General features: G+C 64.4%; 17 protein-coding genes and 2 pseudogenes. 13 read left to right on the forward strand and 6 right to left on the reverse strand.

Translation table 11 applies throughout. The features are described from left to right. Positions 1–95 precede the first annotated feature (95 nt). The 4 genes from BST27_RS21925 (at position 96) to BST27_RS21940 (ending at position 4,144) form a co-directional block, all read left to right on the forward strand. Positions 96–1,001, forward strand: coding sequence for an AurF N-oxygenase family protein (locus tag BST27_RS21925; protein WP_069418705.1), 906 nt, complete (start codon positions 96–98; stop codon positions 999–1,001). After that, on the forward strand, positions 998–2,215 hold the full coding sequence (locus tag BST27_RS21930; protein ID WP_232007239.1) for a DUF4873 domain-containing protein: 1,218 nt from the start codon (positions 998–1,000) through the stop codon (positions 2,213–2,215). The genes BST27_RS21925 and BST27_RS21930 overlap by 4 nt, the downstream gene beginning before the upstream one ends. 247 nt (positions 2,216–2,462) lie before the next feature. Then, positions 2,463–3,242, forward strand: coding sequence for an STAS domain-containing protein (locus tag BST27_RS21935; RefSeq protein ID WP_372515484.1), 780 nt, complete (start codon positions 2,463–2,465; stop codon positions 3,240–3,242). Between the two features lie 32 nt (positions 3,243–3,274). Next, complete coding sequence (locus BST27_RS21940) at positions 3,275–4,144, forward strand: TIGR03619 family F420-dependent LLM class oxidoreductase (protein ID WP_069418707.1); 870 nt, start codon at positions 3,275–3,277, stop codon at positions 4,142–4,144. A gap of 14 nt (positions 4,145–4,158) precedes the next feature. Here BST27_RS21940 and BST27_RS21945 read toward each other — a convergent pair whose 3' ends face one another. Continuing rightward, positions 4,159–4,956 (reverse strand): enoyl-CoA hydratase/isomerase family protein, encoded by a 798-nt coding sequence (locus tag BST27_RS21945; RefSeq protein WP_197518096.1) that lies wholly within the window; start codon positions 4,954–4,956, stop codon positions 4,159–4,161. 90 nt (positions 4,957–5,046) lie between these two features. On the opposite strand from BST27_RS21945, the gene BST27_RS21950 reads away from it, so the two are divergent. After that, complete coding sequence (locus BST27_RS21950; RefSeq protein ID WP_069418709.1) at positions 5,047–5,964, forward strand: SAM-dependent methyltransferase; 918 nt, start codon at positions 5,047–5,049, stop codon at positions 5,962–5,964. A gap of 113 nt (positions 5,965–6,077) precedes the next feature. On the opposite strand, the gene BST27_RS21955 is transcribed toward BST27_RS21950, so the two are convergent. Continuing rightward, complete coding sequence (locus tag BST27_RS21955) at positions 6,078–8,012, reverse strand: fumarylacetoacetate hydrolase family protein (protein WP_069418710.1); 1,935 nt, start codon at positions 8,010–8,012, stop codon at positions 6,078–6,080. Beyond that, positions 8,009–10,276, reverse strand: a complete 2,268-nt coding sequence (locus BST27_RS21960) for an ATP-dependent DNA ligase (protein WP_069418711.1) — start codon at positions 10,274–10,276, stop codon at positions 8,009–8,011. Before BST27_RS21960 ends, BST27_RS21955 begins: the two co-directional genes overlap by 4 nt. Before the next feature lie 22 nt (positions 10,277–10,298). Between BST27_RS21960 and BST27_RS21965 the strand changes: the two genes are divergently transcribed. The 5 genes from BST27_RS21965 (at position 10,299) to BST27_RS21985 (ending at position 16,161) form a co-directional block, all read left to right on the forward strand. Next, a complete protein-coding gene (locus BST27_RS21965) occupies positions 10,299–11,216 on the forward strand; it encodes a carbohydrate kinase family protein (protein ID WP_069418712.1) in 918 nt (305 codons plus the stop codon). 107 nt (positions 11,217–11,323) lie between these two features. Continuing rightward, positions 11,324–11,560 carry a CsbD family protein gene (locus tag BST27_RS21970; RefSeq protein ID WP_079219764.1) on the forward strand — a complete coding sequence of 79 codons (237 nt, stop codon included), beginning with the start codon at positions 11,324–11,326 and terminating at the stop codon, positions 11,558–11,560. 56 nt (positions 11,561–11,616) lie between these two features. Next, complete coding sequence (ku, locus tag BST27_RS21975; RefSeq protein ID WP_069418713.1) at positions 11,617–12,513, forward strand: non-homologous end joining protein Ku; 897 nt, start codon at positions 11,617–11,619, stop codon at positions 12,511–12,513. 87 nt (positions 12,514–12,600) lie between these two features. Continuing rightward, entirely contained in the window at positions 12,601–13,722 is a 1,122-nt protein-coding gene (pstS, locus tag BST27_RS21980; protein ID WP_069418714.1) for a phosphate ABC transporter substrate-binding protein PstS, read from the forward strand. A 225-nt stretch (positions 13,723–13,947) separates the two neighbouring features. Continuing rightward, positions 13,948–16,161, forward strand: coding sequence for a serine/threonine-protein kinase PknD (locus tag BST27_RS21985; protein ID WP_069418715.1), 2,214 nt, complete (start codon positions 13,948–13,950; stop codon positions 16,159–16,161). 158 nt (positions 16,162–16,319) lie between these two features. On the opposite strand, the pseudogene pstA reads toward BST27_RS21985, so the two are convergent. The 3 genes and pseudogenes from pstA to pstS (BST27_RS31590) all read right to left on the reverse strand — a co-directional run. Then, positions 16,320–17,213: pseudogene (gene pstA / locus BST27_RS21990) on the reverse strand (phosphate ABC transporter permease PstA); the annotation flags it as partial. 17 nt (positions 17,214–17,230) lie between these two features. After that, positions 17,231–18,202 (reverse strand): phosphate ABC transporter permease subunit PstC, encoded by a 972-nt coding sequence (gene pstC, locus BST27_RS31585; RefSeq protein WP_139805297.1) that lies wholly within the window; start codon positions 18,200–18,202, stop codon positions 17,231–17,233. Positions 18,203–18,214: 12 nt separating this feature from the next. Beyond that, positions 18,215–19,327 (reverse strand): phosphate ABC transporter substrate-binding protein PstS, encoded by a 1,113-nt coding sequence (pstS, locus tag BST27_RS31590; RefSeq protein WP_069418716.1) that lies wholly within the window; start codon positions 19,325–19,327, stop codon positions 18,215–18,217. 298 nt (positions 19,328–19,625) lie between these two features. On the opposite strand from pstS (BST27_RS31590), the gene BST27_RS22000 reads away from it, so the two are divergent. From BST27_RS22000 to BST27_RS32515, 3 genes and pseudogenes are all read left to right on the forward strand, one after another. Next, positions 19,626–20,417 (forward strand): SDR family oxidoreductase, encoded by a 792-nt coding sequence (locus BST27_RS22000; RefSeq protein ID WP_069418717.1) that lies wholly within the window; start codon positions 19,626–19,628, stop codon positions 20,415–20,417. A gap of 108 nt (positions 20,418–20,525) precedes the next feature. Then, positions 20,526–21,239 carry an SDR family oxidoreductase gene (locus BST27_RS22005; RefSeq protein ID WP_069418744.1) on the forward strand — a complete coding sequence of 238 codons (714 nt, stop codon included), beginning with the start codon at positions 20,526–20,528 and terminating at the stop codon, positions 21,237–21,239. Between the two features lie 157 nt (positions 21,240–21,396). Then, positions 21,397–21,859 (forward strand): annotated as a pseudogene (locus tag BST27_RS32515) (DUF4185 domain-containing protein); the annotation flags it as partial.

Raw genomic sequence — 21,859 nt, forward strand, 5'->3', positions numbered from 1 at the left:
GTCAATCGAATTGAGATCACAAGGATCTAGTCGGGACCGCAAGTACCCGGTACCATGGGTACCGTCTGAACCTCCCAACGAAGGGATGCCCAGCGATGACCACTGCGGTAAAGCCGGACAGGCCGAGTCGTGAAGAGTTCTCGGAGCGCCTGCTCAAGGGCTCGGTCAAAAAGTCTTACGAACCCATCGTCGACATCGACTGGGATGCACCGCTGGACCCGGACAAATTCTTCCTGCCCCCCAAGCTGGTCTCGCTGTACGGCACCCCGATGTGGGCGGAGATGACTCGCGAACAACAGATCGAGTTGTCTCGCCAGGAACTGGTCAACACGCTCTCGGCCGGAATCTGGTTCGAGAACATGCTCAACCAGTCGCTGCTGCGCACCATCCTGCATGAGGACCCCACGAGCCGATCGACGCATTACAAGTTGACCGAACTCGGCGACGAAACCCGCCATATGGTCATGTTCGGCAAGGCGATCGAGCGCGTCGGCGCCAAGCCGGTGCGGCCGCGCCGGATGCACCGCTGGATCATCAACGCGCTCCCCCTGGCCTTCCAGCGCGGTTCGATGCTGTGGGTGGCGGCGTTGATCGGCGAGGAGATCTTCGACTCGCTGCAGCGGCAGATGATGGACGACCCGGAATTGCAGCCAATTATCCAGCGGCTCATGCGAATTCACGTCACGGAGGAAGCCCGCCACATCCAGTTCGCCCGGGACGGCGCACGCAAGCGGGTGGCCGAGATGCCCCGGTTGAACCGTTGGTTCATGGCCAACATCAATGGGCTCGGCGGTTACTTCTTCAACTATCTGTTCAGCAACCCGATCCCGTACGCGCGCGCAGGCCTTGACGCCAAGCGGGCACGGCGGCTGGCGCGCAGCAGCCCGCACCGTCGCGAGATCCAGATAGCCGGCTTCGCCCCGCTTGCGGCGTTCTTGGAAGAGGTGGGCCTGATGGGTCCGATCGCGCGCCGCGGCTGGAAGCGCAGCAGGTTTCTGTGACCCGACCGCCCGTGCCGCACGAGTCGCATCACCACGTCGTCATCGTCAGCACGGTAGGTCACCGGGTCAAAGACGCCCTCGGGGCTGCCGGCGTCACCGATTGCGTGGTTCTGGACGAACCTGCGCTCGAACGCTCCGTCTTTGACGACGCCACCCACACCTGGATGTTGAGCACGAACGGCGACGAGGCCGTGCGGGCCGACATCGTGATCACGGACCGGCAGGTGTTCGTCCCGTGGATACCGGACATCCCCGGTCGCGGTGAGTTCGCCGGCGAGTCGTTTCACGCGGCGGCATGGGATTCCGCATTCGATCCGACCGGCAAGCACATCGCGGTGGTCGGAACCGACTCTGCGGCAGGGCATTACATTGGTGCGCTGCTCGAACGGGCACGATCGGTGACCGCCTTCGCCGTCCCGCCCCGCCGTTTCATTACCGAACTGCTGCTACCCAGGACCCGCGCGATGCGCTGGCTGTCTCGGCGCATACCCCGGCGGGATGAGCATCCTGCCGCTCGGCAGGTGAGGGCGGCGATCGCGGCCGTGACGCGCTCGGGCATCCGCACCAGTGACGGCGTTCAGCACCGGGCCGACGTGATCGTCTACGGCACCGGCTACACCGCCGCCGCCGACCACATGCTCTTGGGCTCCCGCGGACTGTCCATCCAGCGAGCCTGGACCGACGGGATGGAGCCGTTCCTCGGCGTGGCGGCGCACGGCTTTCCCAACTACTTTTTCCTCACCGGCCCCGACATCGACGCACAGATCACCTACGTCGTCGGCTGTCTGCAGCTCATGACGCGCATGGGGAGTCCCCGCATCGAGGTGCGCCGCAGCACCCAACAGGTTTTCAACGAGCGCGCCCAACTCACGGCGGCGCGGCCGCTGCCGGTGGCATCCGCCTTCGACCTGTCGTCCGGTGCGCCGGAGCGGGAAGACGATGTCTACGACGGCCCCGCCATGCTGCAGATCGCTGATACCCACTGCGAGGTGCACGTCCGGCTCGCCGGCCGCCTAGATCCCCTCGACGGCAAGTACCACTGGCAAGGAACGGTCTTCGACAGATTGCCGTCGGAGACCCTAAAACAGGCGCGCGCCGCCACGCTGTCCGTGGGCGCGCGCAGCGCACCCGCACGCATCATCGAGGAAACTCCTTGGGGCACGCACTCGGTGGCCGGAGTCGGCACACCGCCGTTCGCGTCGCCGACCGGCTGAATTGGTGTCATTGCGCCACTTGAAATCCGGTTAGGCTGGGTACACCCAGAAACTGAGGTTGGCCGCGCGCGCGAATTGGGTAACCACCTCGGGTCACCGTTGCCGCGGCTAGACGACGAGACCGAACAGCATCCTCAAGCAATTGGCGGGGGCGGAGTTTCGAGGAGCAGAAGATGGGACCGGACGAACGGGTGGCATTTGGGACTTCCCGCCGCGGGGGATCGGCGCGTCGAGGCGGTGCGAGGCGCTGGTCGCAATGAGCGCCCCAGAGGCCGCCGCCGTGCCTAACCCGCCGAACATTACGCAGCGCAGTGAAGAATCGGCAGTGATTCTGACGGTCGGGGGCGTACTGGACGCGGGCAACTCGGGCGAGCTCCGCGACAGCATCACAAAGGCCACGTTCGACGAACCGTTCGGGGTCGTGGTGGACGTCACGGGACTTGAAGTGCCCAACGACGAGGCATGGTCGATCCTGCTCAGCGCCCGCTGGCAGTTCGAGACCCGGCCGGAAGTCCCGATCGTCCTCGTCTGCGGCGACCGCGCCGCTCGCGAGGCAATCACCCACAGCGGGGTGGCCCGGTTCATGCCGGTCTTTCCGACCGAAAAAGGCGCGTTGAAGGCCGTAGCCAAGTTGATGCGCCGAAAGGTCCAGCGCAACGAGGCGAAATTGCCCGCAAATCTGACCAGCCTGCGCGAGTCGCGGAGGCTGGTTCGCGAGTGGCTGACCAGGTGGTCGAAGCCCGGGTTGATCCCGGTCGCGTTGGTGGTGGTCAACGTGTTCATCGAGAACGTCCTAGAGCACACCAACAGCGAACCGGTGATGCGGGTCGAGGTCGAGGGCACGACCGCGACCATTGCGATATCCGATACCAGCAGTGCCCCGGCCGTGCGCCTGGCGTCGCCCCCGAAGGGCATCGACGTCTCGGGGCTGGCGATTGTCGACGCGTTGTCGCGTGCCTGGGGTTGCGTTCCCACGGCGTCGGGCAAGACGGTCTGGGCGATCATCGGCCCCGAGAACCAGCTGTAAGTCTGCTGTAGAGCGGTTCTACTGTTAGTGCCGTGCGATTCAGCTACGCGGAATCATTGACCGATCCCAGCTTCTACATTCCGTTGGCCAAGGCCGCCGAAGCAGCGGGATATCACAGCATGACGATCGCCGACAGCCTCGCTTACCCGTTCGAGTCGGACGCGAAATATCCCTATACGCCCGACGGCAACCGCGAATTCCTAGACGGCAAGGAGATCATCGAGGCGTTCGTCCTGGCGGCGGCGCTGGGCGCGGTGACGACCAGACTGCGACTCAACTTCTTCGTGCTGAAGCTCCCCGTCCGGCATCCGGCGCTGACCGCCAAGCAGGCAAGTTCCCTGGCCGCATTGACTGGCAACCGATTGGGACTCGGCGTCGGCACCAGCCCCTGGCCAGAGGACTACGAGCTGATGGGCGTCCCGTTCGCCAAGCGCGGCAAGCGAATTGACGAATGCATTGAGATCGTGCAGGGCCTGACCACCGGCGAATACTTCGAATTCCACGGCCAGTTCTACGACATCCCGAAGACGAAGATGAGCCCGGCACCCACCGAGCCCATCCCCATCCTCGTCGGCGGCCACGCCGACGCCGCCCTGCGACGCGCGGCACGCCTGGACGGCTGGATGCACGGCGGCGGCACCGATCCCGAGGAGCTCGACCGACTCATCGCCAGGGTCAAGCAGTTTCGCGAAGAGTCGGGCAAGACCGGCCCGTTCGAGATTCACGTCATCTCCATGGACGCCTACACTGCGGACGGCATCAAGCGCCTCGAGGACAAGGGCGTCACCGACGTCATCGTGGGCTTCCGCATGCCCTACATCAAGGGTCCCGATACCGAACCGTTGGAGTCCAAGATTCGTCACCTCGAGCGGTACGCCGACAAGGTGATGTCGAAAGTCTGAGCGCGACATATGCGCTACATGGGGTCCCAGATGGGCGCGCGCTTCTCCCGATGCGCCTTGGCGGCCTCGGCGGGATTGTTGGTGAATCCGGTCAGTATCTGGGTGCGGTTCTCGATCTCGATGGCGTGCCGCAGGCTGGGTGCGTCCAGCGCCGCGTTGAGTCCGATCTTGGTCTGCCACACACCGAAAGCGTTGTTGGCGGCGATCTCTCGGGCCTTGGCCACAGCCGCCGTCATGAGGTCATCGGGTGCTACCACCTCGTGGACCAGCTTGATGCGATAGGCCTCGGCGGCGTCGATGATGCGCCCGGTCAGCATGAGTTCGCGGGCTACCCCGGCACCGACGATCTTGGGCAGCAGGTAACTGGTGCCCATGTCCATCGAGGAGAAGCCGGCCTTGATGAATACCGCCCCGAACCGGGCTTGCTCGGAGGCGATCCGGATGTCGGAGTGCAGCGCGAAGGCGAGGCCACCCCCGACGGCGACGCCGTTGACCGCGGCGATCACCGGAATGGGAAGTTCGTAGAGGCGGACGTAAAGGTCGGCGAGGCGGACCTGGGCGTCGTAGGTGACCTTGAACGCCGGGGTGGTCGGCTTGACCTTGGTCCACGCCTGGCCGGTGCCACTCAAGTCGGCGCCGGCACAGAAACCGCGGCCGGCTCCGGTCAGGATCGCCACACGGTAATCACCGCTGCCGAGCTCGTCCAGTGCCTCGTCCACGCCGTCGATCAGCGATCCGTCGATGGCGTTCAACCGTTCGGGTCGGTTCAACGTCACGCGGGCAATGCCGTCCTCGAGTGCTTCAAATTCCACTGCAGCCATAACCCGCACGCTAGCGACTCAGCGAATGCCAAGGAACGCTGCCTATCGTAGAGCGGACGATTCGACGACACGGGAGCAACCATGACGCGAACTGACGACGACACCTGGGACCTCGCCACCAGCGTGGGAGCCACCGCCACCATGGTGGCCGCAGCCCGGGCGGCGGCAAGCAGGCGTCCGGAGCGCGTCATCAACGACCCGTTCGCCGAACCGCTGGTGCGTGCCGTCGGACTGGACCTGTTCACCCGGCTCGCCGCCGGCGAGCTGGACGCCGTCGACCGCGACGGAAAGCTGGGCTTCCCGCGGATGATCGACACGTTCGCCGCCCGCGCGGTGTTCTTCGACCAGTATTTCGCCGACGCCGGCAACGCCGGGCTCAAGCAAGTGGTCATCCTGGCTTCCGGGTTGGATTCTCGGCCCTATCGGTTGCCGTGGCCCGCAGGGACGACGGTGTACGAGATCGATCAGCCTGAGGTACTCGAGTTCAAGGCGGCGACGGTGTCGAAACTGGGCGCTGTCTCCAACGCCGTGCACCGAAGCCTGCCGATCGATCTGCGCGACGACTGGCCGGCTGCGTTGCGGGAGGCGGGCTTCGATTCGGGTGAGCCCACCGCGTGGCTCGCCGAAGGACTGCTCATCGGGTGGCTGCCGCCCGAGGCCGAGGTCCAGATGCTCGACGACATCGTCTCGCTCAGCGTGTCGGGCAGTCGGCTTGCCGCCGACTATGGGCAGGTCGCGGGTCTGACCGAAGAGACGCAGAAGCAGGCGCAGGTCATGGGCGAACGATGGCGCGACCTCGGCCTGGAACTCGACGTAGCCACACTCACTTATCCGGGTGAACACGTCGACGTTGCCGCACACCTACGGTCGCAGGGGTGGCAGGCCACCACGTCGGACCTCGCCGACCTCTTCGACGCCGCCAAGCTGCCTCCGCTTGGGGAAGCCGCACAGCACATCCCCGGCAACTCGATTTTCTTCGTCCGCGCTTCGGCGCCCTAACCGCCCGGATTCCCGAAATCATCTGTCGGCGTTGATATTTGTCGCTCAAAGCCGGGCACGAAGCGTCCCGTCCGGCGGAGAGGCTGGTGTGACGGATGCGACGACGCCCTACCTCACCCGGCCCGCTTGGCGAACCATTCGGCCTGCATGATCATCAGCGCCATCAACTCCAACTGCGGGGTGTCCGGATCGAGTTCGCGGTAACGCTGGTAGATGTTCACCACCACCCGCTCGGCGTCTAGCCAGGTGGCGTACTCGCCCAGATCGATGGTGTCGGCGGCCTCGACGAACGACAGCCCCTTACGGTAGGCGGCCTCGGCCTGCTCGGAGATGTGTACGAGATATCCACGCACAGCGCGGATTCCGTCCGGGTCGGTGATCGGGCCATGGCCGGGCACCACGGTCGGCGCGTCCAACGCAATCATCGCGTCACAGGCCGCAATCCAATTGGCAATCGGCCCGGCCCAGACAATCGGCGTACAGCCGATGAACAACAGGTCCCCGCCGAACAGCACCCCCGCGTCGGGCACGTGCACCACGGAATCCGCGGCGGTGTGGGCGGGCCCAAGATTCAACAGATCGATCCGCCGCCCACCCACGTCGATAGCGAGGTCACGGTCGAACGTCACATCGGCATTGCGCACCGTGATACCACTGAAGTCGAAGTGCCCGAAGCGATCTCGTGCATACGGCGTGGCGACCGGGCCGAGGTCGGTGGTCTGCACCATGGCCAGCATTTCCGGTGCCATCCCGTGCGCGATCTCCTCGGCGGTGCCCTTGGCGGCGATGATCTGAACCGATTCATCGAGCAGTTGGTTGCCGTGGGTGTGGTCGCCGTTGGAGTGGGTGATCAGCGCATGGGTGATCGGGGCCGCAGTGGTAATCGCCCGCATCGCGTCCAGCATCTCGCGCGTCAGCGCCAGGTCGAACAGCGTGTCCACCAGCAGCGACCCGCCGTCGCCGGCGACCAAACCTGCGTTGCTCCACCCGTATCCCCCGTCCGGCAACGTCCACGCCCACACTCGGTCGCCTACCTTGTGCAGGCCGCGGGTGTAGGGCGCCCGGGCCGGCGCCGGATTGACCCGGTTAGCGGGCGGTGCGGCATCTGGGTTTCGACGCGGGGCCAACGGGATCGGCGGCGCGCTGTACCGGACCGTCTGCCGCGTCTCGCCCAGACCCTCGACCCGCAGGGTGACGACGTCACCGTCGCGCAACCATCCCGGGAAGGACTCGAGGCTGGTCAGATGCTCGACGAGCGTGCAGGTAGGCACCGTGCCCGACCCGAACACGTCGCCTGGCCGTAACGTCACCCCCCGGGAGGCGTACGAGATCACTTCCCCGAAGCTCCAGTCCATCGCCCCGGTGGATCCCGACCCGATGACCGTGTCGTTGACCAGCGCGGTCACCTGCAGGCTCAGCTTGCCGTCCCGCCGATACGGTTCTAACTCGTCCACAGTGACCAGATACGGCCCCAGAGTGACGCCGCTGTCTTTGCCCTTGGCCTGTCCGATGCGCAGTTGCCCTTCCAGCTGTTGCAGGTCCCGCGCGGACCAGTCGTTGAAAATCGTGTAGCCGATGATCGATTGCTCGGCTTGTTCGACCGAAAGATCCTTGCCCGCCGCCCCGATGACGGCCGCGATCTCCAACTCGAAGTCCTGCCAAGCACTTCCGGGCGCGGTGGGCGTGTCGTCGTACGGACCCAAAACCGTTGCCGGACATGCGAAATAGAAGGCGGGGATGCGGTACCAGGTGTCCGACAGCACCCGGCCACCTCCCATCGCCTCCTGACAGTTGCGCATGTGGTCGAGAAAGCACAGTGAATCGCGGATCGACGGGGGTTGCGGGAGCGGCGCAGCCAACGACACCTCGTCGAGGCGTACCACTGCCGCTGGCGATCGCAACGCCTCCTCCCCCGCCGCGCGCAGCCCGTCGGCTCCGCGCCCGATCAGCTCCAGCAGCGTCAAGCCCGGTGCCACCGCGTAGATCGAATCGTCGGAGAGCACTCCGGTGCGCTCACCGTCGGCGCTTCGATATGTCACCCATTTCATTCGCGCACCACCTCACTCGGTTTCTTGTCCGGTCGCAAACCACGCCAACTCGACTGTCGCAACCGGTTATCCGGGGTCCACTCGCTGTATCGCACTTCGCCGACCAGCGTCGGCTTGACGTAGGTAACACCCCTTGCCTCGCTCCTGGGAAGGGGCGGGTTGAAGGGCGACTCGTCGGTATGCAACGGCTCCAACGTCTTTTTCAGCTTGGCCAGTTCACGCTCGGTGAACCCGGTGCCGACCCTGCCGACGAACTGCAGTCCGTCCGGACCGGGGATGCCCATCAGCAGCGCGCCGATACCGCTGCTGCGCCCGCCCTCCCCCACGCGCCAACCGCCGATGACAACTTCCTGGGTGTTCCAGTGCTTGTCCTTCACCCACGACGCCGAGCGCCGGCCCGGCTGATAACTGGAATCCCGCCGCTTGGCAATCACTCCCTCCCAGCCGCGCTTGCGGGAATACTCCAGCGCCTCATCTCCAGACCCGGGCAGCGAGTCCGGGACGATGAGATCGCCGGCCTCGCCAAGGGTTTCCAGCAGCTTGCGCCGGTCCTGATACTTGGCCCGCAGCAGCGAGCGGCCGTCAAGGTAGAGCAGGTCGAACGCCCAGAACTCGACGCGGCTACCGCGGCCCCGGTTCTGCATCTCGCTGAAACTGGGCACGCCTGCGGCATTGAGGACGACAGCCTCGCCGTCCAGCACCACGTGATGGTCGGTGAGTTTGTCGGCCAGAGACTGCAATTGGGGATACTCGCGAGTGACATCGCGTCCGCTGCGGGAACGCAGTCGGACCTTGCCGTGGTCGGCCTCGACCAGTAGCCGGTACCCATCCCACTTGCCTTCGAATGCCCACTGACCGGGCTTGAGCCCCGACACTGAACCGTGGGTGGAAAACATCGGAAAAAGCGTATCGAAGTCGAAGACCTTCTGGTCCTTCATCCGGTGCGCCAACCACTGGTCACCCTTGGTCTGAATCAGCGCATACCGCCCCGAGATTCGACTTCCGTGTAGGTTGACGATCACCTCGTCGTCGTTGAACTTCTCCGTGTCATACGTGCCGGAATCCCAGATGATCACCTTTCCGGCACCGTACTCCCCTTTGGGTATCTCCCCCTCGAACGTGCCGTATTCCAGCGGGTGATCCTCGGTGTGCACCGCCAGATGGTTGACCGAGGGAGTGTCGGGCAGGTTCTTGGGCACCGCCCAGGACACCAGCACGCCGTCGCGTTCCAACCGGAAGTCGTAGTGCAGTCGGCGGGCGTGGTGTTCTTGGATGACGAACGTATTGTCCTTGCCCGTAGCGGGTTTCGCGCGAGGCACCGGCTCCGGTGTCTTGGACGGATCGCGCATGCTGCGGTATTTGGCCAGGCGGTCCGCGCCCGGCACGTCGACATCAAGTGGCGCAAGCAGATCGCCGTCGCGCGCGACCCGATCCAGCACCTCGTCATAGGTGAGCTGACGCAATTTGGGGTCGTCGAGTTCGTCCCAGGTCCGCGGTGCCGCGACCGTCGGGTGCTGGCGTCCGCGCAGCGAATACGGCGCGATCGTGGTCTTCGACCCGCTGTTCTGACTCCAGTCCAAGAACACCTTGCCCGCCCGAAGACTCTTGGTCATGGTGGCGGTTACCAACTTTGGCATAGACTTTTCCAGTTGTTGCGCAACGCGTTTCGCCAACACCGTGGCACCCTTACTGCTCACCGGCTCTGCCAGCGGCGCGTACAGGTGAATCCCCTTGCTGCCGCTGGTAAGCGGGTAGGTCTGCAACCCGATGTCGCCCATCAGTTCCCGCACCGCGCGCGCCACTTCGCACAACTGGCTCATCGTCACACCCTCGCCCGGATCCAGATCGAACACCAATCGGGTTGCCGGGCCGGGCTTCAACTCCTGCGCCTTGCTGCGCGTCCATTCGGCGACGAACCGCCACTGCGGCACATGCACCTCGAGCGCCGCCTGCTGCGCAATCCAAGCCAGCCCGGCAGGACTGTCGATGATCGGATAGGTGGTCGTTCCCGAGCGATGCACCACGCTGGCCCGCGGCAGCCAATCCGGCGCGGATGCGGCCAGCTGCTTCTCGAAGAACGCCGCCTCCTCCACGCCGTTGGGCCAACGCTTGCGCGTGGCCGGACGCCCGGCGATGTGCGGAATCATCACTTCGGCGATCCGCGTGTAGTAGTCGTACACGTCGCTCTTGGTGGTGCCCGTCGCGGGGTAGAGGACCTTGTCGGCGTTGGTCAGCTTCACCCGCTGCTCCTGCGCCGAACCCATATTGTCAACGTAACCTGTCGGCATGGCGCGTGGGCTGGTGATCGGCGAGGCGCTGATCGACATCGTGGACGGCCCGTCGCCCGGCGAGCACGTCGGCGGGAGCCCGCTGAACGTCGCCGTCGGACTGAGCAGGCTGGGCCGCGGCGTCGACTTCCTGACCCACATCGCCGACGACGCAGCAGGCAAACGTATCGCAGATCACCTCAAAAGTGCTGGCGTGCAACTTGTTCCGGGAAGCATTACCGCCAGCCGCACCCCGACTGCGCGGGCGAGGATAGGTGCCGGGCAGGCCACCTACGAGTTCGATCTGGACTGGCAACTGTCCGGGATACCGCCCGTCCCACCACCGTTGTTCGTCCACACCGGTTCGATCGCCGCAGTACGCGAGCCCGGTTGCCTGGCGGTCGTGGCCGTGCTCGACGCATACCGGGTGTCGTCCACGGTCACCTTCGACCCCAACGTGCGTCCCTCGCTGGGCCTCGATCACGGCCTGGTCCGCGAACGCATCAGCCACCTGGTCGAGCGCAGCGACATCATCAAGGCCAGCGAAGACGATCTGCGCTGGATCAATCCCCAGCAAACCCCCGAGCAGACCGCGCGGACCTGGCTGGCGTCGGGACCCGCGGTCGTGGCGCTGACTCTGGGTGAGCGGGGCTCGTTGGCGTTCTGTGCGGCAGGCGAGGCCCACGCGCCGGCCCGCCCGGTCCAGGTCGTGGACACCATCGGCGCCGGTGACGCCTTCATGGTCGGCCTGCTGGACAGACTGTGGGAACTGGGGTTGTTGGGCGGTGATCGGCGGTCCGCACTGCGCCGGATTGGGATCGACGCGTTGACCTCGGCCCTCGAAGTGGCGGCCGCGGCCTCGGCGTTGACCGTCGCCCGTGCGGGTGCCGACATCCCCGACCGAGCCGCCCTCGATGCCGCGGCACATTCGGAGTGACCACGACCAGGGCCTGAGCACCCCACCGCGGAACGCCGCTGCGCGCTCTCGTTTCGGCTCGGGGACCCGGCGGGTACCCGGACTGCACAGGCAAAGGAGGATGGGCCATGGCAGGCGCAGACAAGGCGCGAAACAAGGTTCAGAAAGTCAGCGGCACAGCCAAAGAGTTTGTCGGCCGGGCAACTAGGGACCGCAGGCTGACGACGGAGGGCCGCAACGATCAGCGGCTCGCCGACCTCAAGGATGCGGGCGAGAAGATCAAAGACGTATTCCGACCCAAGGGTTCACGCCGTCGGACGACCCGGACGACACCTACGACCCCGACGACCAGGCGGACCATCTGACCCTCGCGCGGCGAGGTTAGCTGTTAGGTAGCCCAGGTAGTGGGCATACTGACTGCATGCGCTCGATCTGGAAAGGCTCGATCGCCTTCGGGCTGGTGAACGTGCCGGTCAAGGTGTACAGCGCCACGCAAGACCACGACATCAAGTTTCACCAGGTCCACGCCAAGGACAACGGGCGCATTCGTTACAAGCGCGTCTGCGAGGTGTGCGGCGAGGTCGTCGAGTACAGCGACATCGCCCGCGCCTTCGAATCCGACGACGGTCAATCGGTGGTGATCACCGACGACGACCTCGCAACCCTGCCCGAAGAACGCACCCGAGAGATCGAGGTGCTGGAGTTCGTCCCGGCCAGCGATGTCGACCCAATGTTGTTCGATCGCAGTTACTTCTTGGAGCCCGATTCGAAATCGTCCAAATCGTATGTGCTGCTGGCCAAAACATTGGCCGAGACGGACCGCATGGCGATCGTGCATTTCACGTTGCGCAGCAAGACCCGCTTGGCAGCGTTGCGCGTCAAGGACTTCGGCAAGCGCGACGTGATGGTGGTGCACACCCTGCTGTGGCCGGATGAGATCCGTGACCCGGACTTCCCGGTGCTGGACCAGAAGGTGGAGATCAAACCCGCCGAGCTCAAGATGGCAGGCCAGGTAGTGGAATCCATGGCCGAGGAGTTCAATCCGGACCGCTACCACGACACTTATCAGGAACAGCTGCAAGAGCTGATCGAGGCGAAACTCGAAGGCGGGGAAGCATTTACCGTCGAGGAGCAGCCCAAGGAGCTGGACGAGAGCGAGGACGTCTCCGACCTGCTCGCCAAACTCGAGGCCAGTGTCAAAGCGCGCTCGGGTGGCGACAAAGAACCGGCGAAGAAGGCGCCCGCCAAAAAGTCACCCGCTAAAAAGAGCGCCGCCAAAAAGGCGCCCGCCAAGAAAAAGGCGGCGTCAAAGTCCTAGCCGCTTTGCCGAAGTTCTAGCTGAATTGCGACTCCCCGGAGTTATGCTCATGGTGCTGCCGACCCCGAATGCGCTCGAGGAGATTCCGTGAAGTTCACTCGTTTTGGCGTCGCACCGAGTCTGCTTGCTGTCTGCGCCTTGGTGCTTTCGGCATGCGGTGGTGGCAGTTCCAACACGTCGGCGGACTCGACGGAATCAAAGGCTCCGATCGTCCCGGTGAACTGTGGTGGCAAGAAGAAGCTGTTGGCCGCCGGTTCGACCGCGCAGAAACACGCGATCGAGCAATTCGTCTACGCCTACATCCATGCCTGCCCGGGCCACACACTGGACTATGCCGCCACGGGGTCAGGCGCTGGAATGAAGTCGTTCCTGGATGGCCAGGTCGACATCGCGGGCACCGACTCCCCCATGGATCCCGCCAAAGGGGAGGTCGACCGGGCCTCCGAGCGCTGCGGTTCCCCCGCGTGGGACCTCCCCACCGTCTTTGGCCCGATCGCGGTCACCTACAACATCAACGGGGTGAGCTCGCTCATCCTGGACGGGCCCACGACTGCCAAGATTTTCAACGGCGCCATCACCAGCTGGAATGACCCGGCCATCAAGGCGCTGAATCCAAACACCAATCTGCCCGGTACGCCGATTCACGTCGTCTTCCGTGAAGACAAGTCCGGTACCACCGACAATTTCCAGAAGTACCTCGATACCGCGTCCGACGGCGCGTGGGGCAAAGGCACCGGTCAGACGTTCAACGGCGGTGTCGGGGAAGGCGCGCCGGGCAACGACGGCACGTCGCAAGCGATGAAGCGAACCGACGGCTCGATCACCTACAACGAGTGGTCCTTCGCCGTGGGCCATCAGATGAACATGGCTCAGATCGTCACGTCGGCGGGGGGCGGCCCGGTCGCCATCACCGCGGAATCCGTCGGCAAGACCATTGGGGGGGCCAAGTTCAAGGGCCAGGGCAACGACATGGTGATCGACACGTCCTCCTTCTACAAGCCGACGCAGGCGGGTGCGTATCCGATCGTGTTGGTCACCTACGAAGTCGTCTGCTCGAAGTACCCCGATTCTCCCACCGGCGAAGCCGTAAAAGCGTTCATGCAGGCCACAATTGGCGACGGTCAGGTCGGTTTGGACGAGTACGGATACATCCCCCTGCCGGAATCCATCCGACAGAAATTGGTTCCGGTGGTGAACTCAATCGCGTGATCTTACTGCCGCGCCGATCATGGACGAATGCGCAAGCGCCTGAGCGCATATAGCGCGACATTTTGCCCTGCGGTATTGGTCGGTACCGGATTGCCGTTACCGACTCGTGATTCAAAATTCACTGTGAGAAGTCAGAATTTGTTGTGTGCCCGTTCTGGGAGATTTACCGTGGGTTAACCATCCGTTTGGAATCGGGATGGTAGTCAGGCGAAGGGAGCTTCGACGGTGGCCGGAAGCGGACCAGATTCTCGGGTAGGGTCGCGCTTTGGGCCATATGAGCTGGTGCGACTGCTCGGCCGCGGAGGCATGGGTGAGGTCTACGAGGCCCAGGACACCCGCAAGAACAATCGGACAGTGGCGCTGAAGCTTATCTCGCAGCAGTATTCCGACAACCCGGCATTCCGGGCACGGATGCAACGCGAAGCCGACATCGCGGGCCGGCTGACCGAACCGCACATCGTCCCGATACACGACTATGGCGACATCGACGGCCAGTTCTACGTCGAGATGCGGCTGATCGAAGGCACTTCGCTGCGGCAGATCCTGACGCAGTACGGCCCGCTCACCCCAGCGCGCACGGTGGCCGTCGTGCGCCAGGTTGCTTCGGCGCTGGACGCCGCACACGCCGGCGGCATCACTCACCGCGACGTCAAACCTGAGAACATTTTGATCGCCGCGAACGACTTCGCGTACCTGGTCGACTTCGGTATTGCGCGCGGCGCCGCCGACCCGAGTCTGACCCAGAGCGGGATGGCCGTCGGCACCTACAACTACATGGCGCCCGAACGCTTCACCGGCGACGAGGTCACCTATCGCGCGGATATCTACGCACTGGCCTGCGTCCTGGGCGAATGTCTGACCGGCGCCCCGCCGTATCGGGCCGACAGTGTCGAGCGACTGATCGCCTCACACCTCATGGAGCCTGCCCCGCGGCCCAGCCAAATCCGGCCCGGACGGATTCCCGAGGCGCTGGACCGGGTGGTCGCCAAGGGCATGGCCAAAAACCCCAACGAGCGTTATGTGAGCGCCGGCGATCTGGCACAGGCAGCCCACGATGCGCTGACGGCCCCCGAGCAGCGTCAAGAAGCCAACATCCTGCAACACCAGGGCGACAACAACGCCACCGTGATGTCTCCGGTGGTCAATCCCGCCAACTTTGGCGGCGGTTTTGCCAACTACCACAATTCGGGCGCCTACCAGCAAAATTCCGGTGCCTACCAGCAAAATTCCGGTGCCTACGAGCAAGCTTCGGCGACCCAGCGGTCTCCGCAGATCCCGACGCCGCCCCCGGTTCCGCAGTACCAGAGCAGCGACGAAACCATGGTGCGGCCGGTGCCGTCCAACACGGGAGGTTGGGGGACCCAGCCGCCGACGAACCGGGTCGACACGGGTGACCCGTACACCCAGGCCGCGCCCGTCGCACCGAACTACAACCCGTCGCAACCGCATGCGCTGAACTACAACCAGTCCCAACCCCATGCGCTGAACTACAACCAGTCACAGCCGCACGCGCTGAACTACAACCAGTCACAGCCCCATGCGCTGTCCACGCCTCCTCAGAAGAAGAGCCGAAAGCCGCTGCTTATCGGGGCGATCATCGCTGTCCTCCTGATCGTCGCCGGGGTCACCGCCTTCGTGCTGACCAGGCCAGGAGAGGGATCGAAGGAACCAACCGGCCAGGTCGCGCTGCCGTTCAACGGTCTCAACTTCCGGCTGTCACCAGGCGGGGTGGCCGTCGACGATGCCGGCACCGTCTACATCACCAACCAGACGATGTACGGCCGGGTCGTGACATTGTCGCCGGGTTCCACGACACCCGTGCTCAAGCCGTTCACCGGGCTGTATGAACCGCAAGGAATCGCGGTGGACAACTCGGGCAAGATCTACGTCAGCGATTTCAACAACCGCGTGGTGGCACTGCCGGCCGGCTCCAACAACCAGATCGTCCTGCCCTTCGACGGCCTCAACTACCCCGAGGGCGTCGCGGTGGATGCCCAGGGCAACGTGTACGTCGCTGACCGGGGCAACAACCGGGTGCTCAAGCTGGAGGCCGGCCAGACCACTCAAACCGTCCTGCCGTTCAACGGCTTGAAGAATCCTGACGGGGTGGCGGTCGACAAAGACGGCAACGTTTATGTCACCGACACCGACAACAACAGGGTGCTCAGGCTGGATGATGGGACCAACAACCAGACCGTCTTGCCGTTCACCGGCCTGTCCGCGCCGTGGGGTATCACAGTGGACAACAAAGGCGCCGTCTACGTCACCGAGCACGACAACAACCGGGTGGTGAAGCTGACACCTGGGGCCACCGCGCCCGAAGAATTGCCGTTCAAAGGTCTCAACACTCCACTGTCGGTGGCCGTAGACAAGAAGTTCACTGTCTACGTCGCCGACCGCGGCAACGTGCGGGTGCTCAAGCTCGCGCAGAACGACTGAGCTAGTCCTGGCGTTGACTCTGCGTGTAGGGCGGGAAAGTGCGAGAAGACACCGCCAAGAGTGCAGAGTCAACGCGTGCGGGTGAAAACGCGGCCGAACGCTTCCGTCACAAATCGCAGCGTGGAACCTACGACAGCGAACACGAATCTGAAGAACATGCGACCGAGAGCCGACCGAAGTATGCCGGCGCACAGATTGATCAGCGCCACGAGGATGATCAGCGTCAGTGCCGCACCCCATACCCGCAGGACGCCCGCCGGTTGGGGGTTGGTGAGTTCGCTGTAGATCAGCAACGGCAGCGATGCCATGTTGCCGTCGAAGACGTCGTAGTTGATCGAACGGCTGTACCCGACCAGCACCAGAACTGGTGCCGTCTCACCGATTACACGAGCGACCGCCAACAGGACTCCGGACAGAATGCCGGGCGCAGCGATCGGGGCGACGATGCGAATGATGGTCCGGTATTTCGGAATGCCTAACGCGTAGCTGGCCTCTCGCAGTTCATCCGGCACCAACCTGAGCATCTCTTCGGTGGCCCGCACCACCACCGGCAACATGAGCAAGACCAACGCCAGCGAGACGGCAAAAGCACTTTGTGGATATCCAAGGGTTGATATCCAAAGGGCGAAGATGAACAGCGCCGCCACAATCGAGGGCACCCCGGCGAGGACATCGACCATGAAGGTGGTGACCCGCGCCAGCCGTCCCGTGCCGTATTCCACGAGGTACACCGCGGTCAGCATGCCCAGCGGGACCGCCAGCACGGCGGCGATCCCAGCCTGCACCAAGGTTCCGTAGATGGCGTGGAAAACGCCACCGGTGAACTCTTGGGGCAACACGCCGCGCAGCGAGTGGGTCCACCATTCCGAATTGACGACGGCGCGCCAGCCCCGTACGACGACGACCCACAAGAGCCAAATCAGCGGCACCAACGCGATGAGAAACGATGCGAAGAAAAACGCTGCGGCGGCGAGGTTCTCGAGCTGCCGCCGCAAGCTCACCGGCCGGAACACCACCGCTTTGACCGGCATGTCGAGCGCATTGATACTCATAGTCGGCGCATCCGCCTCTACCCGTTGACCTTTCCGCCGGCCACCGCGCGGGCGGCGGCGTTGACCACGAAAGTCAGCACGAACAACGCGAACCCGGCCGAGATATAGGCGCCGGTGGGCAGCGGCTCACTGAATTCCGCAGCGGCAGAGGCGATTTTAGACGCGAACGTGTAGCCGCCGTCGAACAGTGACCAGTTTCCCGGTCTCGCCGCCGAACGCAGGATGATCAGCACCGCCACCGTCTCGCCCAGAGCGCGGCCCAGCCCCAGCATCGACGCGGCGATGACACCGCTGCGACCGAACGGCAGCACCGTCGTCCGGATCACCTCCCATTTCGTCGCGCCTAACGCCTGCGCCGCTTCGATCTGCATCTTTGGGGTCTGGCGGAACACTTCTCGCGATACCGAGGTGATGATGGGCAGGATCATGACGGCAAGCACGATGCTGGCGGTGAAAATCGTGCCCCCGCCCTCCAGCGACACATTGCCCTTCTTGAACAGGAAGATCCAGTCCAGGTTCTCGTTCAGAAACCTTGCCAACGGCTCGAGCTGCGGCGCCAGCACGAAAATCCCCCACAGCCCGTAGACGATCGAGGGCACCGCGGCGAGCAGATCGACCATCGCAGCGAACGGACGCGACAACCGCTGCGGCGCATATTGAGTGAGGAACACCGCGATGCCCACCGCAATCGGCACAGCCAACACCAGGGCGCTGATCGAGCTCAACAGGGTAACCATGAAGAGGTCGCGGATACCGAACGCAACCCTGTTTGTAGAGGTCTCGAACTTTGCACTGGTGAAGAAGTTCGCCTCATTCGCCCGCAGCGCCGGGATGGCGCGGACCAGCAGGAATAGCGCGATCAGCCCGATGGCCACGACGATCATGGATCCCGCGGCCGACGCCACGAACTTGAACAGCCGGTCCCTGATCCGCCCCGAGTGCGGATCTACATCAGCCAACGCAGACTTGGCTACCGAGCCATTGCCCACGTCGACCTCTGATCAGGAGATGGAGTTGACCGCGGTCGACAGCCTCGACTTGAACGAATCTGGAATCGGAACGTAACCGTTGTCACCCAATCCATTCTGGCCCGGTCCGATGGTCGCCTGCAGGAAGGCCTTGACGGCGGTGCCGACCTGTGCGTCCGGATACTTGGAGCAGACAATCTCGTAGGTTGCCAGCACGATCGGGTAGGAGCCCGGTTGTGTCGGCCGGTAGAACGAGAGCGTGTCGATCGTGAGGTCGTTGCCCTGGCCGCTGATCGTGGCGCCGGCGATCGTCTTACCCACCGAGTCGGTGCTGATCGCGACGGGTTCCGGACCGGCAGAGGTAACGATCTTCGCCATGCTCAGGTTCTGCGCCTGGGCGAACGACCACTCGTTGTAGGTGATCGACCCCTCGGTGCTCTTGACCGCCGCGGAGGTGCCGTCATTGCCCTTGGCGCCCTCGCCGACACCGCCGTTGAACACCTTGCCGGCGCCCTTACCCCATGCGCCGTTGGACGCGGCATCGAGGTACTTCTGGAAGTTGTCGGTAGTTCCGGACTCGTCGCTGCGGAACACCACGTGGATGGGCGTCGCGGGCAAGTTGGTCCCCGAGTTGAGCGCCACGATAGCGGGATCGTTCCAGGTGGTGATGCCGCCGTTGAAGATCTTTGCCAGGGTGGTCCCGTCCAAGTTGAGGGAAGAGACGTTGGGGATGTTGTACGTCACGGCGATCGGACCGAACACGACCGGCAGGTTCAATGCTTCCGAGCCGCAACGCTCTTTGGCTGCCGCAGCCTCAGCGGGGCCCAGGGGCGAGTCCGAACCACCGAAGTCGGTGACCTTGCCGGTGAACTCCTTGATGCCGGCACCCGAGCCGTTGCCGGTGTAGTTCAACGTCTGCCCCGGGCAAGCCTCCTCGAAGGCCTTGATAAAGCGGGTCATCGCGTTGGCCTGTGAGGTCGCCCCGCTGGCCTTCAGATCTTTCTTACCGCCGCAACTGATGTTGCCCGACGAGCCGCCGGACCCGGTGCCTCCCCCACTTGCGTTGTTGTCACTGCCGCATCCTGACAAAACGAGCGCTCCGGAAGCCAAGACACTGAGCGCGACGCCAAATCGGTTGAGTTTCAATTCAGTTCCTAACGGTAGATATGAAACATCGTCGCCGCCACCTGTACGCCGCGGCCCGTCGACCAGGCGTTCCCTCGCAGCCTCTAGCTACATTAACAACAAGTAACCCCCCGAGGGAACAGCAATCCGGCGCCCCTCGGGAGCCCCTTGCGATTGTTCTTCCGGAATTCAAACAGATTATGGGCCACGGCAACACGGTAGAAATGGAAGGGGTCCCGACGTGCCCGTCCGAAAGCCGTCCGGTTGAACCTGTTTCAATGAAGTTCCGACCCAGTCCTATTACCGAAACGAGCCCACAGTGATCCTCGACAGGTTCCGCCTCGACGACAAGGTCGCCGTCATCACCGGCGGTGGCCGCGGCCTCGGCGCGGCGATCGCGTTGGCGTTCGCCGAGGCGGGCGCGGACGTCGTAATCGGTTCGCGAACACAATCCCAGCTCGACGAGGTCGCCGAGCAGGTCCGGGCGGCCGGCCGCCGCGCGCACGTCGTCGCCGGAGACCTGGCCCATCCCGAGGTCACGGCCCAGTTGGCGGGTCAGGCGGTCGAGGCCTTCGGGAAACTGGACATCGTCGTGAACAACGTCGGCGGGACCATGCCGAACACGCTGCTTAACACCTCGACCAAGGACCTCAAGGACGCGTTCACGTTCAACGTCGGCACCGCTCACGCGTTGACCGTCGCGGCGGTGCCGTTGATGCTCGAGCATTCCGGCGGCGGCAGCATCATCAACATCACCTCTGCGATCGGCCGACTGGCCGGACGCGGTTTTGCGGCCTACGGCACCGCCAAGGCCGCGTTGTCGCACTACACCCGGTTGACCGCCCTCGACCTGTGCCCCCGCATCAGGGTCAATGCGATCGCGCCGGGCTCGATCCACACCTCGGCGCTGGACATCGTCGCGTCCAACGACGAACTGCGCGCGCAATTGGAGGGGGCGACACCGCTGCGCCGCCTTGGTGATCCCGTCGACATCGCCGCTGCGGCAGTGTATCTGGCGTCTCCGGCGGGAAGTTTCCTGACGGGCAAGACCTTGGAGGTCGACGGTGGGCTCACGTTCCCCAACATGGAGATACCGGTCCCAGATCTGTAAGTCCCTGTAAACTGTTGTGGTGCAAGTCTCTCGCTGCACACCGGTGATCCAGGAATGAGCCGGACGGTCGTGGTGTTGCCAACCGTTGTCACAGCGAAAGGCGGCATGATGTCGAAGCGACGGGTCCTGGTTACCGGGGCGTCAAAAGGAATTGGACGCGCGGTCGCGGATCGCGTAGCCGCAGCGGGCAACGAACCGATCGGGATCGCCCGGAGTGCGCCGACGGATTTCCCCGGCAGCTTCTACGCGGTAGACCTCGGAGATCGGGACGCGACGGCGGAAACGTTGGCGCGCATCGTCGCCGAAGGCCGGGTCGACGCGGTGGTCAACAACTTCGGCTTCGCCAAATTCGGCCGGATCGGCGAGATCGACCTGGACGATCTGGCGCTCACCTACGACTTGAACGTGCGCACCGCGGTTCAGGTGGTCCAGGCGGTGCTGCCCGGCATGCTCGAATCGGGTTGGGGCCGCATCGTGAACGTCTCCAGCCTGACGACGCAGGGTACGGCCGAACGCACGCCCTACGCCTCGGCCAAGGCGGCACTGGAAACCAGCACTCGCATCTGGGCCGGCGAGCTTGCCCGGACCGGCATCACCGTGAACTGCGTGGCGCCTGGCCCGGTGGAGACCGAGCTGTACCGGCTGCGCAGCCCCGCCGGGTCGGAGCGGGAAGCCCGTCTCCTGAATGCCATTCCGCTGCACCGGGTCGGGACTCCCGCCGAAATCGCCCACGTGATTTGCATGTTGCTGCACGAGGATGCGGGATACATCACCGGTCAGATCGTTCACGTCGACGGCGGCGGGAGCATCAGCGCCGCGTGACGCCTCGCGTTTGCGGGTGAACAAAGGGGTTGCGACACGGTCACGGGTGGGTACCTATCAGCTCATCACCGGTCACAACAGCACCGCCAATAACTATCGTCACATCAGTCAAATGCGAGCGTCAAACTGGGGCGCTTCGCCCCGCGGAAGGTGTGACATGTCAGCGATTCCTCGCTTGTTTCCGGTATCGCTGGCAGCCACTGCGGCTGTCGGGCTCCTGCTTCCGATAAGCATCGCCACCGGACTCGCTCCGGCGGCGCACGCGCTGTCGTGCAATGCACCGGAAGCGAACGTGCCGCCGCCGCCGAATGCGGTCGTCACCAACCCCGGGGGCAAGGTACTCGGCCCGATGAACAGAGGGCCCCGACCGCGCGGCGCGAATGAGCGTGCGCCGCTGCCCCGGTTGGGTCCACTGCAGCGCGTAGTTCCACCGGGGCAGCGCTACTCGGCGCCCCTGCAACAGCAGGCTCGAGTCCCGCAAGCCAATCCCGCGCCGCCGGCTCCCACGCCCCCCGCCGCGGGCCAGGGGCCTGACGCCGCACAGTTGAATCCGCAGGCCGCCGTCCCATCGGGTTATGCGCAGCAGGCGGTGCCGGTCCGGACCCGGCTCCGGGTGGCCG

This window comes from Mycobacterium intermedium (assembly GCF_002086275.1).
GTDB lineage: Bacteria > Actinomycetota > Actinomycetes > Mycobacteriales > Mycobacteriaceae > Mycobacterium > Mycobacterium intermedium.